Below are 22,943 nucleotides of genomic sequence, written 5' to 3' on the forward strand. Positions count from 1 at the left end.
AACCAAACCACCTTTTTCCCTTACCCATGCAAGCAAAACAAATGATGCTCGGCCTGTTCGGTTCTGCCATCCTTGGTGGAGGCGTGGCCGTGGGGGGGTATAAGCTGTTGGAGCCGGCCCCTGTGGCCCCCCAGGCTGTAGCTGCCGACCCCCAGGTTCGATATACTTCTGAGATGCGCCGCAGCACTTATGCAGTGCCCGAAGGCATGAACTTCGTAGCGGCCGCTGCGGCCGTGACCCCGGCCGTGGTGCACGTAATGACTGAATACGCTGCCCCCGCCGTAGACCAGCGCCGGATGCAAATGGACCCTTTCCTGCGCCAGTTCTTTGGCGACCAGCTGGAGCAGTTCCACGGGCCGCAGCCCCGCGGCGGTGGCCAGGGCTCCGGCTCGGGTGTCATCATCGCTGCCAACGGCTACATCGTCACCAACAACCACGTTATCGACAAAGCCTCTAAAATTGAGGTGGTGCTCGACGACAAGCGCAAGTTCGAAGCCGAGCTGGTGGGCGCCGACCCCAACACCGACCTGGCCGTGCTCAAGGTGAAAGCCGACAACCTGCCTTTCGTGAAGTACGGCAACTCCGACGACGTGAAAGTAGGAGAGTGGGTACTGGCCGTAGGCAACCCCTTCAACCTGAACTCGACTGTTACGGCGGGCATTATCTCGGCCAAAGGCCGGAACATCGACATCTTGCGCCGCAAGGACAACATGGGCATCGAGTCGTTCATCCAGACCGATGCCGTGGTAAACCCCGGCAACTCGGGCGGTGCCCTCGTGAATCTCAACGGCGACCTGATTGGCATCAACTCGGCCATTGCTTCGCATACTGGCTCGTTTGAAGGCTACGCCTTCGCCATTCCCAGCTCGCTGGCCAGCAAAGTAGTCGACGACTTGCTGAAGTATAAAGTGGTGCAGCGTGCCCTGCTCGGGGTGCAGATTCAGGAAGTAGATGCCAAGCTGGCCTCTGAGAAGAAACTGAATACCCTAAACGGCGTGTACGTGCAAGGTCTCAGCGAGAGCAGCGCCGCCGCCGTGGCTGGCCTGAAAACCGGCGACGTGATTACCAAAATCAACGGCGTGAACGTGAACACGTCTTCGCAGCTGCAGGAGCAGGTGGCCCGTTTCCGTCCTGGCGACAAAATCAAGGTGACTTTCCTGCGCGGCGACAAGTCGAATGAGGTAACCGCCGTGCTACGCAACGCAACAGGCACTACTAGCGTGGTGCGCGAAGAGCCTGCCTCAGCCTCCATCAAGTACGAAGGCGCTACGCTCAGCCCGGTACCTGCCCGCGAGCAGGCCAAGCTGGGCCTGGAAGGCGGCGCTAAAATCAGCGGCATCAAAGGCAGCAACTTCCGCGAGACGGGCATGGCCGATGGCTTCATCATCACCCGCATCGACAAGAACGAGGTGACCAAGCCCGCCGACGTCAAGCGTTATCTCGACCAGGCCCGTGAGAAATCCGGCGCCCTTGTGGAAGGTCTTTACCCCGACGGCCGCAAGGCGTACTACCCCATTGGTCAGGAATAAGTGACCTTGCTGATTCCTGCAAATTCAAGCCCCTGCCAGTTATTGGCAGGGGCTTTTTTTGGGCCCTTAGTATACGGCAACACGGGTAAGCTGAACGGGTGCAACGGAATCATTTGGGCCTGTTTTTCAAAGAAATAGTGCCTCCATAGCGCTGCTAAGCATTAACTTCCTTATTCAAGCTGCCGTATAGGCTTTTATTATTAGACTCATCCGCTCATCTGTGTCGACATTCTCAACCGACGCCTTTTCGTTAGAGTATCGTCCCGACCTCGGGATTCTTATCGGCCGTTGGCTGCAGGCCCTGCCTCCGCCCGAGCTGCAGGGTACCTACCAGGCCATGCTGTCGGCGGCCCGGAAGAATGGCAACTGCCGCTTTTGGCTGCTGGACTTGCGCCGGCGCCCGTTGGCTGGACCCGACCTGAACGAGTGGTTCCGGGACCAGTTTTCGCCGCAGGTAGCGGCAGCGTTGGAAGGTCCGCTTTTCACCGCTTACCTGGCCGGCCCGCACCAGCGCCTGGCCGCCGAAAGCGCCGAAATAAAGCTTCACCTCCGCCACGCCGCCACGCTCGATTCTTATCCGCTGTTCTACGACGACGAAGCCGAGGCCATGGGCTGGCTGAAGGACCAGCAGGAACGGGCCGGTATGCAAGTGCGCGATAGCGCGCCAACGCGCTAACCGGCTCCGGGCAAAGACCCAAACGGCCAGTGCCATAGTGGGAACCGCTGCCGGCCCGCGCCCCGCTTCGGGGGTGGCCGAGGGTTTCCGTAGCTTTGTGCAAGCAATATCCCACCGCATTTCCATCTCTTCCCATGAAGCAAGCTCTCGAAGAAGCCACTTCGGCTGCCGACGTAACCGTACCGCACCCGCACGAAGACCCCCACGGCATTCAGGACGTGCTGCGCCAGTTGGGCGTAGAAGCTGAAAACGCTGCCTACAGCACCGGCCGCAACTGGGGTGGCAGCGCCAATACCGAGCGCCGCACCATTAACGCTCCTGCCGATGGCCGCCGCATTGCCAGTGTAGCCTTTGCCACTGTGGAAGACTACGACACTGTAGTAAAAACCGCCCAGGAAGCATTCAAAACTTGGAGCCTGGTGCCTGCGCCCAAACGGGGCGAAATCGTGCGCCAGATTGGTAACAAGCTCCGCGAATACAAGGAGCCGCTGGGCAAGCTGGTGAGCGCCGAAATGGGCAAAATCCTGCAGGAAGGCCTCGGCGAGGTGCAGGAAATGATTGACATCTGCGACTTTGCAGTGGGCCTTTCGCGCCAACTGCACGGCTTCACCATGCACTCGGAGCGCCCTGCGCACCGCATGTATGAGCAGTACCAGCCCCTGGGCCTAGTGGGCATTATCTCGGCCTTCAACTTCCCGGTGGCCGTGTGGAGCTGGAACGCCATGCTGGCCGCTGTGTGCGGCGACGTGAGCATCTGGAAGCCTTCTGAGAAAACGCCCCTCACAGCCGTGGCCGTGCAGCACATCATTGACGACGTGCTGGTTGAAAACGATATTCCCGAGGGCGTGTTCAGCGTCATTATTGGCGGGGCTGACATTGGCGCTGCCATGGCCGCCGACCGGCGCGTGCCGCTGGTATCGGCGACGGGCAGCACCCGCATGGGCCGCAAAGTAGGGGAGGTAGTAGGCGCCCGACTGGGCCGTGCCCTGCTGGAGCTGGGTGGCAACAACGCCATCATCGTCACCAAAAACGCCGACCTTGACATTGCCATTCGCGCCATCGTGTTCGGGGCCGTGGGCACGGCCGGGCAACGCTGCACCAGCACCCGCCGCGTCATCATCGAAGACAGCATTTTTGATGAGGTGAAGACCCGCTTGCTGAGTATTTACCCTAAGCTGCCCATTGGCCACCCGCTGCAGGAAGGCACGCTGGTTGGCCCGCTGATTGACGGTGACGCGGTGAAGACGTTCAGCGAAGCGCTGACCAAGGTGCAGGCCGAAGGCGGCAAGCTGCTCACCGGCGGCCAAGTGCTGAGCAGCGCCGAGCTGCACGGCGGCCACTACGTGCAGCCCGCCCTGGTAGAGGTGGAAAACCACTACCACACGGTGCAGGAAGAAACCTTCGCGCCCATTCTGTACCTCATCCGCTACAGCGGCGGCGTGGAAAATGCCATCGCGCTGCAGAACGACGTGCGCCAGGGCCTGTCGAGTAGCATTTTCACTCTCAACATGCGCGAGGCCGAGGCCTTCCTGGCGGCCAACGGTTCCGACTGCGGCATTGCCAACGTGAACATCGGCACGAGCGGCGCCGAAATCGGCGGCGCGTTTGGTGGCGAAAAGGAAACGGGTGGCGGCCGCGAGTCTGGCTCCGACGCCTGGAAAATCTACATGCGCCGCCAGACCAACACCATCAACTATTCCACGGAGTTGCCGCTGGCACAGGGTATTAAATTCGACGTGTAGTGCGTCGGTCTTACCCCAACTAAATGGCTGAATAGAAAAAGCCCCGCTAAATACTAGCGGGGCTTTTTCTATTAGACTTTTTTGATGTCACCATGCCCTTTGTAGTAAAGCGTCGAGCCGTTGTAGAGTACATAGTAAAGCCGGTACCGTTGCCCATTGGAAAATCCATTGCGGGTAAGGTCAACCATGAGTGTTAGTTCGCGGGTGGGAGTTGTTGAGCCGGATTCAGTAATCACCCGATAGCTCGCGTTGACAACGACGATTTTGCATGCCACCATAAGCGGTGTTGAATACCCAAAGATTGTCGACTGAGACGCCGGGTTGGGGTAGGCTCCTGTAATGCCTGCCTGACCTTGCGCCGTACTATTTAAATCAACCCCCAGAGATTGGAATAATGCTTGTTCCTGCTGGTTCTAGGTTGCATCTGATGTCCAATCGGTGGGGTCGCCGGGGCCAGCGGGCCGGTTGCTGCCGTCGCGGTAAGTAATGCCTCCGCCCTGGCCAAAGTTTATGGTAGGGCTGGAATTTGACTTGCTGCAGGCCAGCAGCGAGAACAATAAAAGGACAAGGGGTAGTTGACGCAGCACGAAAAATAAGAATTAAGGAATGTACTTGAACAAAGGTAGTTGGCAGTTAAATTTACCCATGTGCACAACCCCTGGCCGGGGTGCAACCCTCATCCCGGCCGCGTAGTCTTTTACTTGCTTAAGCCGCTTAACTCCTTCTTTCTGCATGGAAGCTCTCGCTACCTCCGCCTATGTTGACATCAACGCTCCTCTCGTGGAGCGTTGCCGCCTGAATGACCGCCAAGCTCAGGCCGAAATTTACCGTCGCTACGCCAAGGCCATGTTCAACGCGGCCCTGCGTATCACCGGTGACTACGCCGAGGCGGAAGACGTGCTGCAGGAGTCGTTCCTGAGCGCCTTCCGGGAGCTAAGCAGCTACAAAGGCGACTCCTCGTTTGGGGCGTGGCTGAAACGCATTGTGGTCAACAAGAGTATAAATTGTTTGCGTCAGCGGCGGCTGTCGCTGGTGCCACTGGGCGAGCAGCACCACGAGGAACCGGCCGACCTGAGCAGCGTTTCCTACGATGACGAGGCCGATACTCACTACCGCGCCGACGTGCTGCGCCGCTGCATTCAGGAGCTGCCCGACGGCTACCGCGTGGTGCTGAGCCTGTACTTGCTGGAAGGCTACGACCACCTCGAAATTGCCAGCATTATGGGCATCTCCGAGTCTACCTCCAAATCCCAATACAGCCGGGCGCGGGTCCGGTTGCGTGAGTTGGCCGCCCAGCGTGGCCTGAGTTAATTATCTATTGTTTAACATCGTTATCATTTCTTCACTACCCTTCATCCTTTTTCGCCCGGTCGCGGTTTCACTATAGCCCCGCGCCCCCTTTAAACTGGAAGAACTGTGCGTCTGCTCCTCATTCATGGACTCTAATAAGAACAATTCACTGGAAAACTTCGTCGAGCGGCACCGTGCCGATTTCGACACGCACGAGCCGCGCCCCGACCTTTGGGCGGCGCTCGAGCAGCAGTTGTCCGAACCCGTTGCTACGTCTGCCACCCCGGTAATGCGCCTGACGGGCGTGGCCGAAACTACTATTTCTGTCCCCGTTGCGGGTGGAGGCGCAGCTTCTACCCATGTGCGGGGCGGCTGGCTGCAGCGCTACGGCGTGGCCGCTTCACTGGCGCTGTTGGTATTTGCCGCTGGGGCCAGCGAGGCCTGGAAATCGCGCCAAAAAGTCGAAGAACAGACTCTCGCTATCAATTCTGTTGGCAACAGCAACGCCATTGAGGCTCCCGATGCGGCCCTCTATCAAGCTGCTACCCCCATTGCGATGACCGCCGCCGACCGCTCGGCCGGGGCCGACAGCCAGCTGGTGCGGGCCGTACGGGGCATGGAGGCCTATTATACTAACCAGCTGGCCCGCCGCCAGAGTGAGCTGCATAAGCTCAGCGGCCCCGGCATGGCGGCTATGCGGGCCGACTGGAAGCGCGAGTTGGTGGCGCTCGACTCGAGCTACCGCGAGCTGAAGCAAGACCTGCTGCACCACCCGCAGCCCGACGCCGTGCTTACCGCCATGAACCGCAACCTGCAGGTTCGCCTCGATATACTGGACCAGCAACTGCACCTGGGCGCCGCTGCCGAAGCTGACCGCAACCCAAGCTCTTACGTGCTGGCTGACAGCAAGCACCACGCCAAATGACACTACTAATCCCTCGTATGATTTGGCAGGCCTTGGGCTTGGCCTTGCTGGCAGTGGCCGGACTGCTGCCCCCGCTGGGGGCCGTGGCCCAAGGCAGCCAGTTGGCTGCGCCTAGCCCCGGCATGAGCGTGCGAGTGATGGAAATACAAACTTTTACCGCCGATGAGTTTTCGTTTGGCGCGTCCCAAAACCCGCAGCAGCCCGACCAACCCGGTCAGGAAGTTTCGGTGCTGCAGGCCGAGCAGCGTCGGCGCGTCACCCGCAGCTATGACGTGCCCAAGGGAGGTCGGGCGTTTTCGCTGAGCACGCGCTACGGCCGGGTGCAGGTAAACCCCTGGGGCAAGAGCGAGATTAAAGTAGAAGCTGAATTGGTGGCCCGCTCCGAAACCGAAGCCGGTGCCCGGCAGGTGCTGGACGCCCTGGGCGTGCAATGGCTGGACTACGATGCCAAAACCGGTGGTGTGGCCGTGAGCACCCAGTTTGGGCCCTTGCTGCGCGGACGGGCCGGCGGCTGCCGCTACGAAGTGAACTACACCGTGTGGCTGCCCCGTACCACAGCCCTGAGTATTTACAACAACTTCGGTGAAGTGACCATTAACGGCGCCCTGAGCGGGAACACCGACCTGGCCGTGGAGTACGGGGCCCTGCGCACCGGCCGCCTGGAGGGGAAACACAACTTGGTGCGTATCGCCAACGGTAACTGCAGCATCCCTTACGCTGGCTCGGCCAGCATTGATGCCAGCTATGCCCGCCTGCGCCTCGAACAAGGCACGGCGGTCGACCTGCGAAACAATCATTCTGACATTGAAATTGGCAAGGTGCAGGACCTGACCATTCACAGCAAGTACGGCGACGTGGCCCTGGGCACGGTGCGCAACCTGCGCGGGTCATCAGGCTACACGCGCTTCACCGTCGACAAGCTTGACCAGGCTTTGGACATGGCCCTGCGCTACTGCCCCGACTTTGTGGTGCGCGACATGGGGCCGAATTTCCAGCAGGTAAACCTCGATGGGGGCTTCAGTACCATCCGGCTGGGCTTTGCCGAGTCGCCCAGCTTCCGATTCGACGTGAGCACCGAGCAGGGCCAGCTGCTGGTTGATAAAGACATGGTGCGAGTGCTTTCGCAGGAAAACGGCCCCCAGACCAGCGACGTGCTCGGCGTGTTTGGTGGCGAGGCCCCGGCCCGTAACGCCGGCAACGTCAACATCAAGGTGCGCTACGGTACTGTGCGGTTTTGCAAGTAGGTTTGCGGTAGTCACGTTGCCAACTCCCTAGTAGCAATGCTGGGGCTGGCGCCTCAAATCACTTCTTCCGCATGAAAAACCTACTACTGCTCCTGGCTGTGCTGGCCGTTGGCTGCGTCAGCTCCCGGAGAGCTGCCACGACGGTGCCCACCGATTTCTTTGGTCGCCTGGGTGCCCTGTGCAACCAGACGTACCGCGGCAAAGCTGTGTTTCCGGAAGGCGGAAAAGACCCATTTGCCGGCCAGTTGCTGCTGATGCGCGTGCAGAGCTGCTCCGATACCGAAATTCGGGTGCCGTTTCAGGTGGGAGAAAATAAGTCCCGCACCTGGGTGTTCACCAAAAGCCCCCAGGGCTTGCTTTTGAAGCACGACCACCGCCACCCCGATGGCACGCCCGATTCGGTGACGATGTACGGCGGCTATGCCAAAGCCGGCGGCACGGCCTACCGCCAGAGCTTTCCAGCCGACGACTACACGGCCAAGCTGCTGCCCGCCGCGGCCACCAACGAATGGGAAACCGTGTTGAGCGAAGACCAGAAAACCTTTAGCTACATTCTAAAGCGCGGCGGCCAGCTCCGGTTTCAGGCCGATTTCGACCTGACCCAGCCCGTAGTCCAGTAGGTGAAACCGATGGCGAACTGAAAGCGGTACCAGTAGCCGGCGAAAGCGACGATGTCGGTTTGGGCTACGCGCAGGGGTAACCGGCCCGTGTGCTTCTTGGCCAGCCTACCTTGCGGCGTGTTCCGTCCCTTCCTATTACTGCCGTTGCTTGGGTTTTGTGCCGGTCCAGTCAATGCCCAAGCCCCCTCCGCCGTGTCTGCTGCTTTGCATTCGCCCTTGAAAACCTATGCTTTGCGCCTGCGGTCCGGCGATGACCTACGCCAACAGCTGACCGCTTTTGTGCAGACGAACCACATTCGGGCCGGTGCCCTGCTCACGTGCGTGGGCAGCCTCACCGTAACCACCCTGCGGTTGGCCAACCATGAAGGACCCACCGTGTACCGGGGCCATTTCGAGATAGTGTCCTTGGTGGGTACCCTTTCCACCAACGGCTCGCACCTGCACCTGGCCGTTTCCGACAGCACAGGACGCACCATTGGCGGGCACTTGCTCGATGGCTGCGTGGTGTATACCACGGCCGAGATTGTGCTCGGCGAACTGCCCGCGCTGGAATTTAAGCGCGAAGCCGACCCTGCGTTTGGCTACCGGGAGCTAGTAGTGCATCCGGCTCCGGCCCCCAAGCGCGCCACCCGGAAGAAGTAGAAGAATTAATGAAGCTATAAGCGCTACGGGGCGTTCTAAGTGCTGATGCAGAAGTAACCGAATAAAATAAGAATGGTCATGCTGAGCTTGTCGAAGCATCTCTACTGCGTAACTAACCTCTAATGTTGGAATTACTTGCGTAGTAGAGATGCTTCGACAAGCTCAGCATGACGTTCTTAATGGGACGAATGCTTTTGCACCAGCATTAAGTAACTTTCATTGCGGAAATAGCCGTCGTGCCGCTTGGCTGGCACATTCGGGCGCCGCTTGCAGAGGATGTCCGTGGTAAACAAGGTCAACTTTAACAAAGTGGTATTGGTACTAGACAAGAAAAGCCAATGCCGTCCAGCGCCGCAATGGCGGTAGCTTCTGTAGTAGTTTGCCTTCGAGATTATGACTGTTACCGAAACGCCCCAAGCCGCCACTTTTCGCCGCCAGGTACTGAGCCCCGTCAAGCTGCACCTGTTTCTGATGCGGAAGCTGCCCATGGCGTGGCTGGCGGGCTTGCGCCTTACGCAGCTCACGCCAGAGCAGGCCGTGGTTACCATAGGGTTTAAGTTTCTTACCCAAAACCCGTTTCGCAGCATCTACTTTGCCTGCCTGGCCATGGCTGCTGAATTCGCCAGTGGCATTCAGGCCATGATGCACGTGCAGGCCGGCAGCCCCGTGTCGATGCTGGTGACCAAGATGGAAGCGGACTTCACTAAGAAAGCCGTCGGCCTGATTTCCTTCACCTCGGCCGATGGCCCGCTAATAGCCCAGGCCATTGCCGAAAGCCGCGCAACCGGCGAAGGACGCACCGTGGTGTGCACGAGCACTGGTTTCGACGAGGCCGGCGACATAGTAGCGGTGTTTCGCATCACCTGGTCATTTAAAGCAAAGCGTCAGGCCGTCTGATTTGTCTTTCTTACACGAACCTGGAATAGCTTTAGACTGGAAATGATGCCGCGCTATTAGGGAAATCAGCCGTTACTTTTGGCCGACGTCCACCTGTCTCGTCCATTGCCACCGTTCCGGTCTGTTCTTATGCGCGCACTTTCCAAGTCCTGGTTTTCATTCCTGCTCGCGCTAGCTACTGCGTGGCTGAGCAGTTGTACTGCATCACCTCATAAGCAAGAAGACAAAAAGCAGGTGTTTGAAGTAACGGAAGTCTCTATTGAGGACGTTCACGCCGCCCTGAAGCGGGGCGACTGCAATTGCGAGCAGGTGGTAAGCGCCTACCTGGCCCGCATTGCGGCCTACGACCAGCCCACCAAGCTCAATTCCATTGTGGTCACCAACCCGGCAGCGCTGGAGACGGCCCGGCAGCTTGATGCGGAATACCGCCGCACTAAAAAGCTGCGCCCACTGCACTGTATTCCCGTGATTGTGAAAGACAATTATAATACCGCGGGGCTGCAAACCGCAGCCGGCTCGGCCGCCCTCAAAGGGTTTGCGCCCACCACCGATGCCACGATGGTGAAGTCGCTGAAGGCGGCCGGCGCCATCGTGCTGGCCAAGTCCAACATGGCCGAATGGGCCTTCAGCCCCATGGTCACCATCAGCTCCATTGCGGGCGAAACCCGAAACCCGTACAACCTCGACCATGTGCCGGCTGGGTCGAGCGGCGGCACGGCGGCCGCTGTAGCGGCTAGCCTGGGCACCGTAGGGCTTGGTACCGATACTGGCAACTCCATCCGTGGGCCGTCGTCACACAACGCTTTAGTGGGTTTCCGACCCACACTGGGTTTGCTGAGTCGGGCTGGCATCACCCCGCTTTACCTGCGCAACGACACCGGTGGCCCCATGACGCGCACCGTGGCCGATGCCACCCAGCTACTCGAAGTTATGGTCGGGCCCGACCCTGCCGACCCGCTCACTGCTTACAGCGCGGGCAAAGTTCCGCAGGGCGGCTACCGCCAATTCATGGATAAGAACGGTCTGAAAGGAGCCCGCATTGGCGTGTTGCGCACCCTGAGTGAGTGCAGCCCCGACCCGCAGGTGAAGGCTCTGTTCGAAAAGGCCGTGGCCGACCTGCGCCAAGCTGGCGCCGAGGTAATCGATGTGGAAATTCCGGACTTTGCGAAAGTCAGCAAAGACCAGTGGTGCTCGGTCTTCAAGCGCGATGTCAATGCCTACCTGGCCGAACTAGGACCCACCTCGCCCGTGAAAAACATCAACGAAGTGCTAGCCTCGGGTAAATATTCGGCCTACATCAAAGAAAACCTGCAAAATGAGCTTGCCAATGGCGTTGCCTCAACTGATGTGGCTACGGAAGGCTGCGGCGAGGCCTATACCGACCCGCGCCGCATTGCCTTCCGCAACGCCGTCACGGCTGTGATGGACCGCTACCAAGTGGGTGCGTTGGTGTATCCCACCTGGAACCACCCGCCCGCTAAAGTTGGCGACTTCAAAGGCTATAAGGGCGACAACAGCCAGCTCATCGCGCCGCACACGGGCCAACCGGCCTTCACCGTGCCCATGGGCTTTACTTATGAGAACCTACCCGCGGGCCTGCAGTTTCTGGGCCGCTCCTTTGACGAGGCTACGCTGATAAAGTATGCCTTTGCCTACGAACAGGCCACGCGGCATCGCAAGGCGCCGGCGTTGTTTCCGGCGCTGCCGGTGACGGGTGCGGGCGGTAAGTAGCTGCAGTTTCTAGTGCTAACGTCGGTTCTGTCTATCAATCGTTCGGCAAGCTCAGCATGACGTTCTGCGATAAACAAGGCAATGGACTCACAGTGAGGCAGGCGCCACGGCTGACTTTGCCTTTGGTACCGTAATGACATCCACCGCCTTATCGCGAATCAGCTTGTTTAGAGCCGGCACGTCCTGCTCGCGCAGCTGCCGCAGCACACCCAATTGCTGGTCTATCTGCTCGGTAATTTCCTTTTTCACAGCGATGGCTTGCTCGGTGGGCTGGTAGTTGCCTTCGCTGACGTGGCCTACCAAGTTGGCGAGCTTGTTATTCAGACGAATTGGGTAGTTGAGTGGGTCCTGGCCGCTGCGGTTTTTGGTCTGGTACAGGTTTTCCTCTACCGTGGTCATCTTTTTGTCGATGGCCTCGGCGGCCTGCACGATTTCGCGGTAGGCAGCATCGGCCTTTAGCGGCGTGGTCAGGGCTTTAAGCTGGCCGCGTAGGGTGCGGATGTCGCGCACCGCGTCGTTGGTTTCGGTGAGCTTTTCGCGCACTTCCTGCAGGAAATTGAATTGAGCCTGTAGGTCCTCGGGGGTGGCTTTGGCGCGCGGGTCAGCTAGGATGACTACTTCCGTTTCCTGGGGTGTTTCCTTGTTGAGGGTGAGGTGGGCGCGGTAGGTGCCGGGCACGGCCTGGGGGCCCTGAGTGCCGCCGCCCCAGAGTATCATGCCGTCAAATTTGCTGGCCTCGGGGTAGCGCATGTCCCACACAAAGCGGTTTAGGCCTTTTTTGGTGGCTAGTTGGTCTTTCTCGGCGCCGGGCAGGGGCTTTTTGTCTTTGTCAACTTTAAGCTTGTTGGTGAAGGCCCGAATGAGCTTGCCGCTGGCATCAAACATCTCGAGCTTGAGGGTGCTGGCAGTGTCGACCTTCTGGGGCAGGTAGTAGTGCAGCAGCACGCCGCCGGGGTGGTTCTGGCCCGCGGTTTTGGGAATGGTGGGGGTGCCGGAGCCCTCCAGCCGGTAGCTGGGCATGGGCTTGAACAGGTGCAGCTTGCTGGTGGCCACGGCGGGCGTGAGCTGGTGCAGGGGCGTGAGGTCGTCAATCAGCCAGAAGCCACGGCCTTGGGTGGCAGCAATCAGGTTGTCATTTTTCAGGGTGAGGTCGGTGATGGGCACCAGGGGCAGGTTCATCTGGAAGGGCTGCCAGTTGCCGCCGTCGTTGAACGATACGTACAGACCGTACTCGGTGCCGGCATAGAGCAAGCCGGCGCGCTTGGGGTCGGCGCGCACCACGCGGGTAAAGTGCGTGGCTGGGATGCCGGTGGAGATGTTTTTCCAGCTGCGGCCGTAGTCAGTGGTGCGGTAGAGGTAGGGCCGGAAGTCACCGGCCTTGTAGCGGGTGGCGGCGATGTAGGCCGTGCCCTTGGCGATAGGGTGGGCTTCGATGCTGTTGATTTGGCTCCACTCGGGCAGGCCCTTGGGCGTCACGTTGCTCCAGGCTTTGCCCCCGTTGCGGGTCACTTGCACCAAGCCGTCGTCGGAACCGGTCCAGATAATGCCCTGCTCCACTGGCGACTCGGCAATGGCGAAGACGGTGCCGTAGTACTCCACGCTGGTGTTGTCTTGCGTGAGCGGCCCGCCCGACGATTGCTGGGTTTTGGGGTCGTTGCGCGTCAGGTCGGGGCTGATGGCCGTCCACGACTGGCCCTCGTTGGTGCTCACGTGCAGGTGGTTCGAGCCGGTGTATAGCTTTTTGGGGTCGTGGGGCGAAAACAGAATGGGGTAGTTCCATTGAAAGCGGAACTTCGAGTCCACGGCGCCGTGGCCCATGGGGTTGTCGGGCCACACGTTAATGGCGCGCGTCTGGTCGGTGCTGTGGTCTACGCGGGTGAGCAGACCGCCGTAGCTGCCGCCGTACACGATGTCGGGGTTGGTGGGGTCAACGGCCAGGTGGGCGCTTTCCGAGCCGGCGGTAACTTCCCAGTCGCGCTCACCAATGGTGTTACCGCTGGTGCGGTGCAGAATACGCACCGTGGAGTTGTCCTGCTGGGCGCCGTAGATGCGGTAGGGGAAGTGGTTGTCGGTCACCACACGGTAGAACTGGGCGGTGGGTTGGTTGAAGTAGGTGGTCCAGTTCAGGCCGCCGTCGCTGCTGATTTGAGCCCCGCCGTCGTCGGCGATAATCATGCGGTTCGAGTTTTCGGGCGCTATCCACAGGTCGTGGTGGTCGCCGTGCGGGGCGTTGCGAGCCTCGAAGGTGCGACCGCCGTCTTTGCTTTTGTGGTACGACACATTCATGACGTACATCACGTCCTCGTCCTTGGGGTCGGCGTAGATGCGGGTGTAGTACCAGGCCCGCTGGCGCAGGTTGCGGTCGTCGCTGGTTTTTTTCCAGGTCTGGCCGGCGTCGTCGGAGCGGAACAGGCCGCCGTTTTCGGCTTCCAGCAGCACCCACACGCGGTTGGAGTTGACCGGCGAAACCGTGACGCCACCAATGCCAAGCGTGCCCTTGGGCAGGCCGTCGTGGCGCGAAATATCTTTCCAGGTGTCGCCGCCGTCAGTGCTTTTCCACAGGCCCGAACCGGGGCCACCCGACGAGAAGCCGTAGGGCGTGCGCCGCACGTTCCAGGTGGTGGCGTACAGAATGCGTGGGTTGCTGGGGTCAAAGGTCAGGTCGACAGCACCGGCGTCCTTATTGGCAAACAGCACCCGCTGCCAGGTTTTGCCGCCGTCCTTGCTGCGGTACACGCCGCGCATGTCGCTGGGCTGGTAGAGGTCGCCCATGGCGGCCACGTACACCAAATCGGGGTTGCGCGGGTGAATGCGGATGCGGCCGATGTGGCGCGAATCCTTTAGGCCCACGTTCTGCCAGCTCTTGCCCGCGTCGGTCGATTTCCACACCCCAAAGCCCGATGACACGTTGCCGCGCACCGTTTTCTCGCCTTCGCCCACGTACAGCACGTTAGGGTCGGCCTCGCTCACGGCCACCGCCCCAATGGAGCCGCCGAAAAAGCCGTCCGAGATATTTTCCCAGGTGCCGCCGCCGTCTTTGGTGCGCCACACGCCGCCGCCCGTGGCGCCCATATAGTAGAGGTTGGGCTGGCCGGATACACCGGTTACGGTGCAGGAGCGCCCGCCCCGGTACGGACCGATGGAGCGCCATTTCAGGCCGTTGTACAACGCCGAGTCGAGTACGCCCACGCCGGCTTTAGCGGGTTTGTCTTGGCGCTTGGTCTTGGTTTGTCCAAAGCCGGTGGCCGTGACGGCCAGCATTAGCAAAAGCAGCAAGGTGCTTTTCAGGGAAGCGTAGGGGTGGGTCATGGAGGTTAGGGTTGAAAAAGAACGTCATGCTGAGCGCAGTCGAAGCATCTCTACTGTGCAAGTAATCCAATTGGCTCAACGAAGCGGTAGAGATGCTTCGACTGCGCTCAGCATGACGTTCAGGTGAGGCTGTGATAGAGTAAGGTTGAGTAAAAAAAAGTGCTTACTTTTTCTCCGTCATAGTCAGTAGTTCCTGTAGGTAGCTGCCCCAGATAGTCGGGTTAGAGTGAGTGCCGTGGCCGGTGGTCTGGTCGGTTATGGGCAGCAAGATGTAGCGTCCTTTCGGCACCTTCTTAATTTCAGTTTCCAGGATACCAAGCTCCGGCGGGTTCACTTGGTCATCGGCTGAGTTGATGGCGAACAGCGGCGCTTTGATGGATGCCAAGTGCGGGGCCGGGTTGTAGTTGCGCGAGGCATCGAACTGGTAGATGAAATCATTTGCGTCCAAGTAGCCTAGGAAACGGACCATCATTTTGTCCAGCGCTGTTTCCGACAGCTCGCGGGTAGGAGCCGCGCGCTGCATCTGGCGGGGGCTGCTTGTCATCACCATCAGCATAGACGCGGCGCCGGTGAGGCCGGTTTTGGGCTGGGTGGTGTAGGTGCCGCCCTTCCATTCCGGGTCCATTTTAATAAGGTCGATGGCTGCTTTGCGCAGCATGCGGTTGCGGCCGGCTATTTCCACGGGCAGGCTGGCTAGGGGCATCAGCGCATCCATAAAGTCGGGGTATTTGTAGCCCCATACCCAGGTTTCCATGCCGCCCATGGAGGTGCCCATCACCAAGCGCAGGCGGCCCACGCCCAGCTTTTCGGTGAGCAGCCGGTAGTCGGCCACCACCATGTCGTCGTAGGTATACTTCGGGAACTGCATGCGCAGGCCCTCGCTGGGCTTGCTCGACTTGCCGTGCCCAATGGCATCGGGCAGGATGATGTAATACTTGGCGGCGTCCAGCAGCTGGCCCGGGCCAAACAGGTGGCCGGCAAACAGCTCGCTCAAAAAGCCCTGGCCGGTGCCCGTGGTGCCGTGCATCACCAGCACCGCGTTGACCACTTTGCCGCTTTTGTCTTTGCGGGGCTGCCCCACGGTGGTGTAGTGCCGGTTTAGGGCCGGGAGGGTTTCGCCGCTCTCAAAACGAAATTTCGGGAGGACGAAATCGCCTTCCACCGGGGTTGGGTAGCGCGGCTGGGCTTGGCCAGAAGCCACAGCCAGCACCAGCCAGAAAAACAGCAAAAGGGGAAGCCGAAATAAGGCCATGGGAATTCTGCGGAGGGTAGGAGCAAGAGCAAGCTCGGCCAAAGCCCGAGCATCTCCCAAATGACGCGCAGAAAAAGCGGATTTCCAGCGAGGCGTTACGTTGCGGGTTCCTCCACTGAAGTAATGACATCTACCAGCCCGTCTTCGCTCACTACTACCGCGAGGCAGGGGTAGTCGGAGCTTTCCACGTAGCGCAGGGCCGAGTTGTAGCGGGCGCCGCGGGTGCTGTCGCCGCGGCCGGAAGCGCGGCCATCGAGGATGACGCCGATGGAGTAGCAATAGCCCTCGGGGTCGAGCAGCACGGCGCCGTCGATGCTGGTGACGAGGCGGGTGATGAGCGGCGTGAGCGGCACGGGCTCAATGAGCGTGCACTGCAGCTTGAGGCGGTCGGCTTCGGCCAGAGCCTCAGTGGTGATGACCAGCAACGTGCCGTGCTTCTGGCGGCTGGCTTCGAGTACCACGTCCCAGAGGCGCTCGACCTTCAGCGGGTCGGTGAGGGCAAAGGTGCGCTTGAGGGCCCGCCGGAAGCCGGTGCGGCTGAGTAGGGTGCGCGGCAAGCCGGGCAGGCCGTAGTGCGAGCGCAGCAATACGTGGTGGTCGTGCTGCAGCTCCCAGGAATAGTGCGTAACGAAGCTGATGACGAACAAATCCTCGCGCACGGCGTCATACTTGCCCACCTGGCGGCCCAGGGCATACACGCTTTCGCCGTCGGCGAGCAGGTGAATGTCGGGCGTGGTCATCTCGAGCAGCTTGCGCACGGCCCGGTAGTCGGTAAGCTCGGTGGGGCAGGTAAGGGCGAAAATCTCCTCAATGTTGGGGTGGCCGCGGCGGGCCAAGAGCAGCTTGCCCACGCCCTCGGCACCTTCGTAGCGCAAGCTGCTGATGGTGTTGCAGGTGGCGAACAGCTTGGTAGTAGTCGGGTCAAAACCCAGGGCCTGAGCTGGTGTGTCCATCAGGCTTTTGCCGGCGGCGCGCAGCAGCTCTTCACTTTCGCGGGGGCGAATGATGAAGCCTGCGCCGGGCTCGGGCTCGCTCAGGGCCTTCACGCTTTCCTCGTTGAAGCGGTACATGGCCGCCACCAACAGGGAAGGCGCCAGCGACCGGCCATCGGTGTAGAAGCGGTGGGGGCGCAGCGAAGGATAGGCGCGGATGGGTTTGCGCTGCAGGCGCAGAATCGTAACCACAAAGTACCCCTGAATCTGGATGGGGTAGCCGGCAAAGTGCTGGTAGAGGGCCTGCTCATCCAGTTGGTCAAGGGTTTCCTGCACGGCGTCGCGCACGCCCAGACCCTCGTGCTTGCGGCGCAGCATGGCCGGGGTCACGTCTTCCCGCTCGGGGTAGGGCCAGGGCGTGGCGTTTTGAATGGCGCGGCCGCGGGCCACCACCCCAGAGAATGCCTCAGCGGGCAGGCCACAATCTTCCGGCTCGAGGCAGAGCGCGGGCAGGGTTGGGGCAGTAGGCAAGGCCAGTAGCACCACGTAGGGCTTCAGTTCTTCGTCCAGCGCATCGAACAGGTCTTGCGCCAGCGCCTGGGCCGCCTTGCGATAGCGGGCTTGATGCGGCCAGAGCAGGGTGGGGGCGGGGGCAAGAACAGGCGTCATGGCAGGGAGAAGAGGGCAGAACAAGAAACTCCCCTCCTTACATCAAGGAGGAGACGCTGGCGCGAAGTGCCAGCTGGGGTGGTTGTATTCGTTTAACGACACCCGAACGACTCACACAGAAATCGTTTGGCCACCGTTCAACGCCTACAACCACCCCCGTTCGAGCCATCGGCTCAAACATCCCCTCCTCAGATGAGGAGGGGAGTGGTCGCTAAATCATTACAACTGGAACAGAACAGGCAACACCATCTTTTGCTTTAATGGCTTGCCCTGAAACGTGGCAGGCTCCCATTTCGGGGCGGCCTTGATAAGGCGCAAGGCTTCCTCGTCGAGGCCGGAGCCCATCTTTTTTATAACGCGGGCATCGGTCAGGCTGCCATCGGCTTGCACCATGAACTCGACCATTACTTTGCCTTGAATCTTGCGCTGACGGGCCAGCAAGGGGTACTGCTGATTCTTTTCAACCCAATCGAAAAAAGCCTGGGGGCCGCCCACGGGCTGCGTGGGTTTGTCGGGCGCCACCACGGCCGGGCGGTCGGGGTTGACTGAGGCGGCGATGTCGGCGGCAGAGGTGGTGATGGGGCGGTCCTTGGCCGGGAGCTTTACGGTTTCGCTGCCGGGCGACATTACAAACGAAACGGGCACGTAGATGCGCTGGCGCACCACTTGGTTGCGGTGCTTGGCGGGCGTCCACTTGGGGCCGCTTTTGATGAGGCGGATGGCTTCGGCGTCAAGTTCCGGCGAAACCGGGGTTTCTACTTTTACCTCATTCACGGTGCCGGTTTTCTCCACAATAAAGCTCACCTTGACAGTGCCTTGAATGCCTTTTTGCATGGCAGAAGCCGGGTAGCGCTGGTTCTCGCCCAGAAAGCGCGCATACTTTTCGGTGCCGCCCAGCGGCACGGCGGGCTGAGCCACCGAGTCGTACACCTCCGTGGCCGAGGGTTTGGCTGGCATCTTGCGCTTCTGCGCGTGGGCAACGGGGCCGAAGAAGCTAAATAGACCGAAGCAGCCAAGTAAGAGAAGGAGTGGGGATTTCATAAGGAACAGGGGCATAGCGGCAGCACGTGCAAAAGGGAGAGCCACCTTAACAAATATCGGCAACCTGAACGGCAACTAGAAGGCCGTGCCACTAAAAACCTTGCCAAGGCTGCCCCGGCCGGGTATCAATCTGGCTGACGTTCTTTGGGGCGGTTTATTTTTATTCGTGCCCAAAAAATATCATGACCGACCAAACCTCCCGCGCCCCCGAGCCCGTTGGGGCATACCCCTACACCCGCCGCGTTGGTAACTTGCTGTTTCTGTCGGGCGTGGGCCCACGCCAGCGTGGCCAGAAGGCCATTCCCGGCGTGGAGCTCGACGCAGAAGGCAACATCCTGGCCTATGACTTTGAAAGCCAGTGCCACGCGGTGTTTCAGAATGTGCGCTACATTCTAGAAGAAGCCGGTGCCCAGTGGGACGATTTGGTGGACGTTACCGTCTTTCTCACCAATATGAAAGACGACTTTGCGGCCTACAACCGGCTGTATGCCGAGTACTTCGTCACAGCCCAGCCCTGCCGCACCACGCTCGAAATAAATTGCCTACCCACGCCCATCGCTATCGAGCTTAAATGTATTGCCCAGGTTTCTTGTTAGGTGTTTGTGGTACTTTGTGTTTTGATGCCAGGGCCTGCAATTATTAATACAACAGGTAATGATTTAATAAAGAGCTAGCTGGCTGTTAGCTTACTGCTCGGCTATTTATTATTCGTTCTTTTAAGCACCCCCTGGCCGTGACTCCGGTCCTGTTAGCCTAGGCCAAGGCCTTTCACTGCCACGTTTTCCTTTACTTAATAACTATTCATGTACGTTCACAGAAATCTACGGCTGTCAGTTGTCTGGCGCATGTCACGCAACGGGCTGCTGCTCTTTTTCCTGTATGATACTCTTATCTGCTTTCTGTACAGTCAGTTAAATTTTCACTTTCTCGATATTCCATGGCAGCCGGTTGCTACTTTGGGCACAGCCGTGGCGTTCTATATTGGTTTCAAAAGCAACGGGTCCTACGACCGGTTTTGGGAGGGCCGTCGCCTCTGGGGTAGCATCGTAAACGTGAGCCGCACCTGGGCCATTCGGGCGTTCGACTTCGTGCAGCCCACCCCCAACGAGATGCAGCCCGAGCCGAGCGAACTCCGGGACTTGCACCGCCGCCTGCTCTACCGCCAGATTGGCTGGTGCAACGCCCTGCGCCTGCACCTGCGCCGCCAAACGGCCGAGGGCTGGGAAACCGAAGTCGCGCCTTTCCTTCTCGACCCAGCCGAATCGGAAGAGGCCCGGCGCATGAGCAACCCGCCCACCCACCTGCTGCGCCACCAAAGCGAAGAGTTGCGCATGCTGCACCAGCGCGGCCTGCTTAGCGAGTTCCGCCACGTGGCCTTAATGCAGACCATTCAGGACATGTTTGATGCCCAGGGCGGCTGCGAGCGGATTAAGAATACCCCGTTTCCGCGCCAGTATGCCTATTTCAGTTTTGTTTTCGTCTGGATTTTTGCGGCCGTTTTGCCCCTGGGCCTGGTTGAGGAGTTTGACCACCGTGAGGCCCTGGGCCAGTACCACGTCTGGCTGATGGTACCGTTTGCCATGCTTGTGTCCTGGGTGTTCAACGTCATCGAACTGGTGGGCCACGCCAGCGAAAACCCATTCGACAACCAAATCAACGACGTGCCCATGACGGCCATCTGCCGCAGCATCGAGATTGACCTGCGCGAGCTGCTAGGCGAAACTGAGCTGCCGCCTAAAACCATCGCGGTGAACGACGTGATGTATTAAAGGAAGCAAAAAGCAAAAATTAAGAACGACCAACTCCCCTCCTTATCCAAGGAGGGGAGTTGGTCGTTCCAAGACTTCACTACCTTCCTCGTTCTTCTAAAAAAGTAAGCTCAACCTAACGCAGAAGCACAACCGGGCGTAAGCAAGGACTCCACACCTTTTCCTTCTTTTTATGCCCACAAAACTGCCCAATCCCGCCCGTACTTCTGGAGCTACCATTTCGTCGTGGTTCGGCACGGCATCGCCCCTGCCCACCTTCGAGCCCCTGGCCGAAAACGCCAAGGCCGATGTGGTAATAATAGGCGGGGGGATTGCGGGCCTTACCACGGCTTATTTGCTGAGCAAGGAAGGCCGCAAGGTGATTTTGCTGGAAGACGGCGAGTTGGCCAGCGGTGAGTCCGGCCGTACCACGGCCCACCTCTCGTTTGCCCTCGACGACCACTACACTACCCTGGAGAACCTTTTCGGCGAAGAGGGCGCCCGGCTGGCTGCCGAAAGCCACTCGGCAGCCGTGGACATGATTGAGGACATTGTGCGGACCGAGAACATCGACTGCGACTTCACCCGCCTCGACGGCTTTATGTTTCTTCACGCCGACGGCACGCACCAGGACCTGACCGACGAGCTGGAAGCTGCCCATCGCGCCGGCCTGCCCGACGTAGAACTGCTGACCAACGCTGGCACAGTGGGCTTCGAACCCGGCGAATGCCTGCGCTGGCCGGGCCAGGGCCAATTTCATATTCTGAAATACCTGACCGGCCTCACCCAGGCCATTGTCATGCAGGGCGGACGCATCTGCACGCATACCCGCGTGAGCGAAGTGCACGGCGGCGCTCACGCGCACGTTGTGACCCAAGACGGGTTTGAAGTGAAGGCTAAGAAAGGCATTGTGGTGGCAACCAATACGCCCTTCAACGACCGGGTAGTGATGCACACCAAGCAGCACCCCTACCGCACCTACGTGGTGGGGGCGCGGGTGCCCAAGGGCTCGGTCACCAAAGCCCTGTATTGGGACATGGCCGACCCCTACCACTACGTGCGCCTGCAAGAAGTGGAAAGCGGCCCGCGTGGCGGCCAGGTCAACTACGACCTGCTCATAGTGGGCGGCGAAGACCACAAAACTGGCCAGGCCGACGACCCCGAAGCTCGCTTGCGCTGCCTGGAAGAATGGACCCGCGACCGGTTTCCCATGGTGCAGGACTTTGAATACCGCTGGTCGGGCCAGGTGATGGAGCCCACCGACGGCCTTGGCTACGCTGGTCGTAACCCCCTCGATTCCGACAATGTGTTCATCATCACCGGCGACTCGGGCCACGGCATGACGCACGGCACGTTGGGACCCATGATTGTGGCCGACCTCATTGAGAACCGGGAGAACCCCTGGGCCAAGCTCTACGACCCGGGCCGCATCACGCTCAAGCGCGAAAGCGCCCAAGAGTACATCAAGGAAAACGTGAACGTGGCCATCGAGTACACCGAGCTGCTCACGGGCGGCGACGTGAGCTCGGTCGATGAGATTCCCAACGGCTCGGGGGCGGTGATGCGCCGCGGTATCACCAAAGTGGCGGTGTACAAAGACGAAAAAGGCGCCACCCACGAATGCTCCGCCATTTGCCCGCACCTGCACTGCGTGGTGCACTGGAATGGTCTGGAAAAAAGCTGGGATTGCCCCTGCCACGGCTCGCGCTTCACCGCGTTGGGCGAGCTCCTCAACGGCCCCGCCGGTACCGGCCTGGCGCCAGCCTAATTGAGTTGCGCCTCTTCCTCCGTCTTTTATCACCCCCCATTCTATGCCCACCCGTAGAAAAAAATCGACCGCAAGCGCTTGCCCGGCGCCGCGGGGCACGCTCATTGCCATTGGCGGACACGAAGAGAAGAACCCCGATACAGACGTTATGGCCGATGCCGAGAACGCGCCCGATGCCATTCTGCGCCGGTTTGTGCAGGAGCTGCGCGGCAAAGGCCCCGTGATAGTGGTACCCACGGCCTCGGAGGAGCCCAAAGCCGCCGCGCAGGACTATGTAGACGTGTTCAAATCGTTGGGTGTGAAGCGGGTGGAGGTGTTCGATGCCCGGGAGCGGGCCGATGCCGAAGACGAACAAAACCTGAAGCTGCTCGACGAAGCGGCGGGCATCATGTTCACTGGCGGCGACCAGCTCCGCCTCACAGCCTTGCTAGGTGGCACCACCTGGCTGGTGCGCCTCAAGGAGCGCTACACTTATGACGAGGTGGTGATAGCCGGCACCAGCGCCGGCGCCGCGGCCATGAGCACGCCCATGATTTACCAGGGCCGCAACAACCAGGGCATGCTGAAGGACGAAATTCACATCACCACGGGCCTGCAGTTTTTGCGTGACGTGGCCATCGATACGCACTTTGTGGCCCGGGGCCGCATCATTCGCATGGCCCAGATTATTGCCACTAACCCCGGCTGCATAGGGCTGGGATTGGAAGAAGACACCGGTGTGGTCATTACCGAGGGCCGCGAAATGGAGGTGATTGGCAGCGGCGTGGTGACTGTGGTAGAAGGCCATAACGCTACCTCAACCAACATTCACCTCATCGAACCGGGCGAGCCTTTCAGCATTCGCGACCTGCACGTGCACATCCTTGGCTGTGGCCAGCGCTTCACGCTGCCCGTGCAGGAGGTGATGCACCGCTAGCGCAAGGAATTG

Annotated in this window: 19 protein-coding genes; 14 read left to right on the top strand and 5 right to left on the bottom strand. The window is 60.1% G+C overall.

What is annotated here, in order from left to right; translation table 11 throughout:
• Nucleotides 1–26 precede the first annotated feature (26 nt).
• From ACP7AJ_RS16845 to ACP7AJ_RS16855, 3 genes are all read left to right on the top strand, one after another.
• Nucleotides 27–1,529 (top strand): S1C family serine protease, encoded by a 1,503-nt coding sequence (locus ACP7AJ_RS16845; protein WP_426061356.1) that lies wholly within the window; start codon nt 27–29, stop codon nt 1,527–1,529.
• Between the two features lie 220 nt (nt 1,530–1,749).
• On the top strand, nt 1,750–2,205 hold the full coding sequence (locus ACP7AJ_RS16850) for a hypothetical protein (protein WP_426061358.1): 456 nt from the start codon (nt 1,750–1,752) through the stop codon (nt 2,203–2,205).
• Nucleotides 2,206–2,339: 134 nt separating this feature from the next.
• A complete protein-coding gene (locus tag ACP7AJ_RS16855) occupies nt 2,340–3,947 on the top strand; it encodes an aldehyde dehydrogenase family protein (RefSeq protein WP_426061359.1) in 1,608 nt (535 codons plus the stop codon).
• A gap of 413 nt (nt 3,948–4,360) precedes the next feature.
• Here ACP7AJ_RS16855 and ACP7AJ_RS16860 read toward each other — a convergent pair whose 3' ends face one another.
• Complete coding sequence (locus tag ACP7AJ_RS16860; protein ID WP_426061360.1) at nt 4,361–4,534, bottom strand: hypothetical protein; 174 nt, start codon at nt 4,532–4,534, stop codon at nt 4,361–4,363.
• Nucleotides 4,535–4,679: 145 nt separating this feature from the next.
• Here ACP7AJ_RS16860 and ACP7AJ_RS16865 point away from each other — a divergent pair, with 145 nt between their 5' ends.
• The 7 genes from ACP7AJ_RS16865 to ACP7AJ_RS16895 all read left to right on the top strand — a co-directional run bounded on the left by ACP7AJ_RS16865 (nt 4,680) and on the right by ACP7AJ_RS16895 (nt 11,296).
• Nucleotides 4,680–5,258, top strand: coding sequence for an RNA polymerase sigma factor (locus ACP7AJ_RS16865; RefSeq protein ID WP_426061361.1), 579 nt, complete (start codon nt 4,680–4,682; stop codon nt 5,256–5,258).
• A 124-nt stretch (nt 5,259–5,382) separates the two neighbouring features.
• Nucleotides 5,383–6,162, top strand: coding sequence for a hypothetical protein (locus ACP7AJ_RS16870; RefSeq protein ID WP_426061363.1), 780 nt, complete (start codon nt 5,383–5,385; stop codon nt 6,160–6,162).
• A 17-nt stretch (nt 6,163–6,179) separates the two neighbouring features.
• Nucleotides 6,180–7,406: a hypothetical protein gene (locus ACP7AJ_RS16875; RefSeq protein ID WP_426061364.1), complete on the top strand. Its 1,227-nt coding sequence runs from the start codon at nt 6,180–6,182 to the stop codon at nt 7,404–7,406.
• 71 nt (nt 7,407–7,477) lie between these two features.
• Complete coding sequence (locus ACP7AJ_RS16880) at nt 7,478–8,026, top strand: hypothetical protein (RefSeq protein WP_426061365.1); 549 nt, start codon at nt 7,478–7,480, stop codon at nt 8,024–8,026.
• Between the two features lie 192 nt (nt 8,027–8,218).
• Complete coding sequence (locus ACP7AJ_RS16885; protein ID WP_426061366.1) at nt 8,219–8,668, top strand: PPC domain-containing DNA-binding protein; 450 nt, start codon at nt 8,219–8,221, stop codon at nt 8,666–8,668.
• A gap of 393 nt (nt 8,669–9,061) precedes the next feature.
• Entirely contained in the window at nt 9,062–9,565 is a 504-nt protein-coding gene (locus ACP7AJ_RS16890; protein ID WP_426061367.1) for a DUF4442 domain-containing protein, read from the top strand.
• 129 nt (nt 9,566–9,694) lie between these two features.
• Nucleotides 9,695–11,296, top strand: coding sequence for an amidase (locus ACP7AJ_RS16895; protein ID WP_426061368.1), 1,602 nt, complete (start codon nt 9,695–9,697; stop codon nt 11,294–11,296).
• Between the two features lie 87 nt (nt 11,297–11,383).
• On the opposite strand, the gene ACP7AJ_RS16900 is transcribed toward ACP7AJ_RS16895, so the two are convergent.
• From ACP7AJ_RS16900 to ACP7AJ_RS16915, 4 genes are all read right to left on the bottom strand, one after another.
• The gene (locus ACP7AJ_RS16900) at nt 11,384–14,605 is read right to left on the bottom strand and encodes a VPS10 domain-containing protein (protein WP_426061369.1); all 3,222 of its coding nucleotides are present in this window, start codon (nt 14,603–14,605) and stop codon (nt 11,384–11,386) included.
• A gap of 163 nt (nt 14,606–14,768) precedes the next feature.
• Entirely contained in the window at nt 14,769–15,857 is a 1,089-nt protein-coding gene (locus ACP7AJ_RS16905; RefSeq protein WP_426061370.1) for an alpha/beta fold hydrolase, read from the bottom strand.
• Between the two features lie 95 nt (nt 15,858–15,952).
• Nucleotides 15,953–17,458, bottom strand: a complete 1,506-nt coding sequence (locus tag ACP7AJ_RS16910) for a DNA integrity scanning protein DisA nucleotide-binding domain protein (RefSeq protein WP_426061371.1) — start codon at nt 17,456–17,458, stop codon at nt 15,953–15,955.
• Between the two features lie 219 nt (nt 17,459–17,677).
• A complete protein-coding gene (locus ACP7AJ_RS16915) occupies nt 17,678–18,499 on the bottom strand; it encodes an energy transducer TonB (protein WP_426061372.1) in 822 nt (273 codons plus the stop codon).
• A 182-nt stretch (nt 18,500–18,681) separates the two neighbouring features.
• On the opposite strand from ACP7AJ_RS16915, the gene ACP7AJ_RS16920 reads away from it, so the two are divergent.
• The 4 genes from ACP7AJ_RS16920 (at nt 18,682) to ACP7AJ_RS16935 (ending at nt 22,931) form a co-directional block, all read left to right on the top strand.
• Entirely contained in the window at nt 18,682–19,095 is a 414-nt protein-coding gene (locus ACP7AJ_RS16920; protein WP_426061373.1) for a RidA family protein, read from the top strand.
• Between the two features lie 249 nt (nt 19,096–19,344).
• The gene (locus tag ACP7AJ_RS16925) at nt 19,345–20,268 is read left to right on the top strand and encodes a bestrophin family protein (protein ID WP_426061374.1); all 924 of its coding nucleotides are present in this window, start codon (nt 19,345–19,347) and stop codon (nt 20,266–20,268) included.
• Nucleotides 20,269–20,440: 172 nt separating this feature from the next.
• Nucleotides 20,441–22,015, top strand: a complete 1,575-nt coding sequence (locus ACP7AJ_RS16930; RefSeq protein WP_426061375.1) for an FAD-dependent oxidoreductase — start codon at nt 20,441–20,443, stop codon at nt 22,013–22,015.
• Between the two features lie 43 nt (nt 22,016–22,058).
• On the top strand, nt 22,059–22,931 hold the full coding sequence (locus ACP7AJ_RS16935; protein WP_426061376.1) for a cyanophycinase: 873 nt from the start codon (nt 22,059–22,061) through the stop codon (nt 22,929–22,931).
• Nucleotides 22,932–22,943: the final 12 nt, after the last annotated feature.

The organism is Hymenobacter sp. B1770 (genome assembly GCF_049896385.1).
In the GTDB taxonomy this organism is placed as follows: domain Bacteria; phylum Bacteroidota; class Bacteroidia; order Cytophagales; family Hymenobacteraceae; genus Hymenobacter.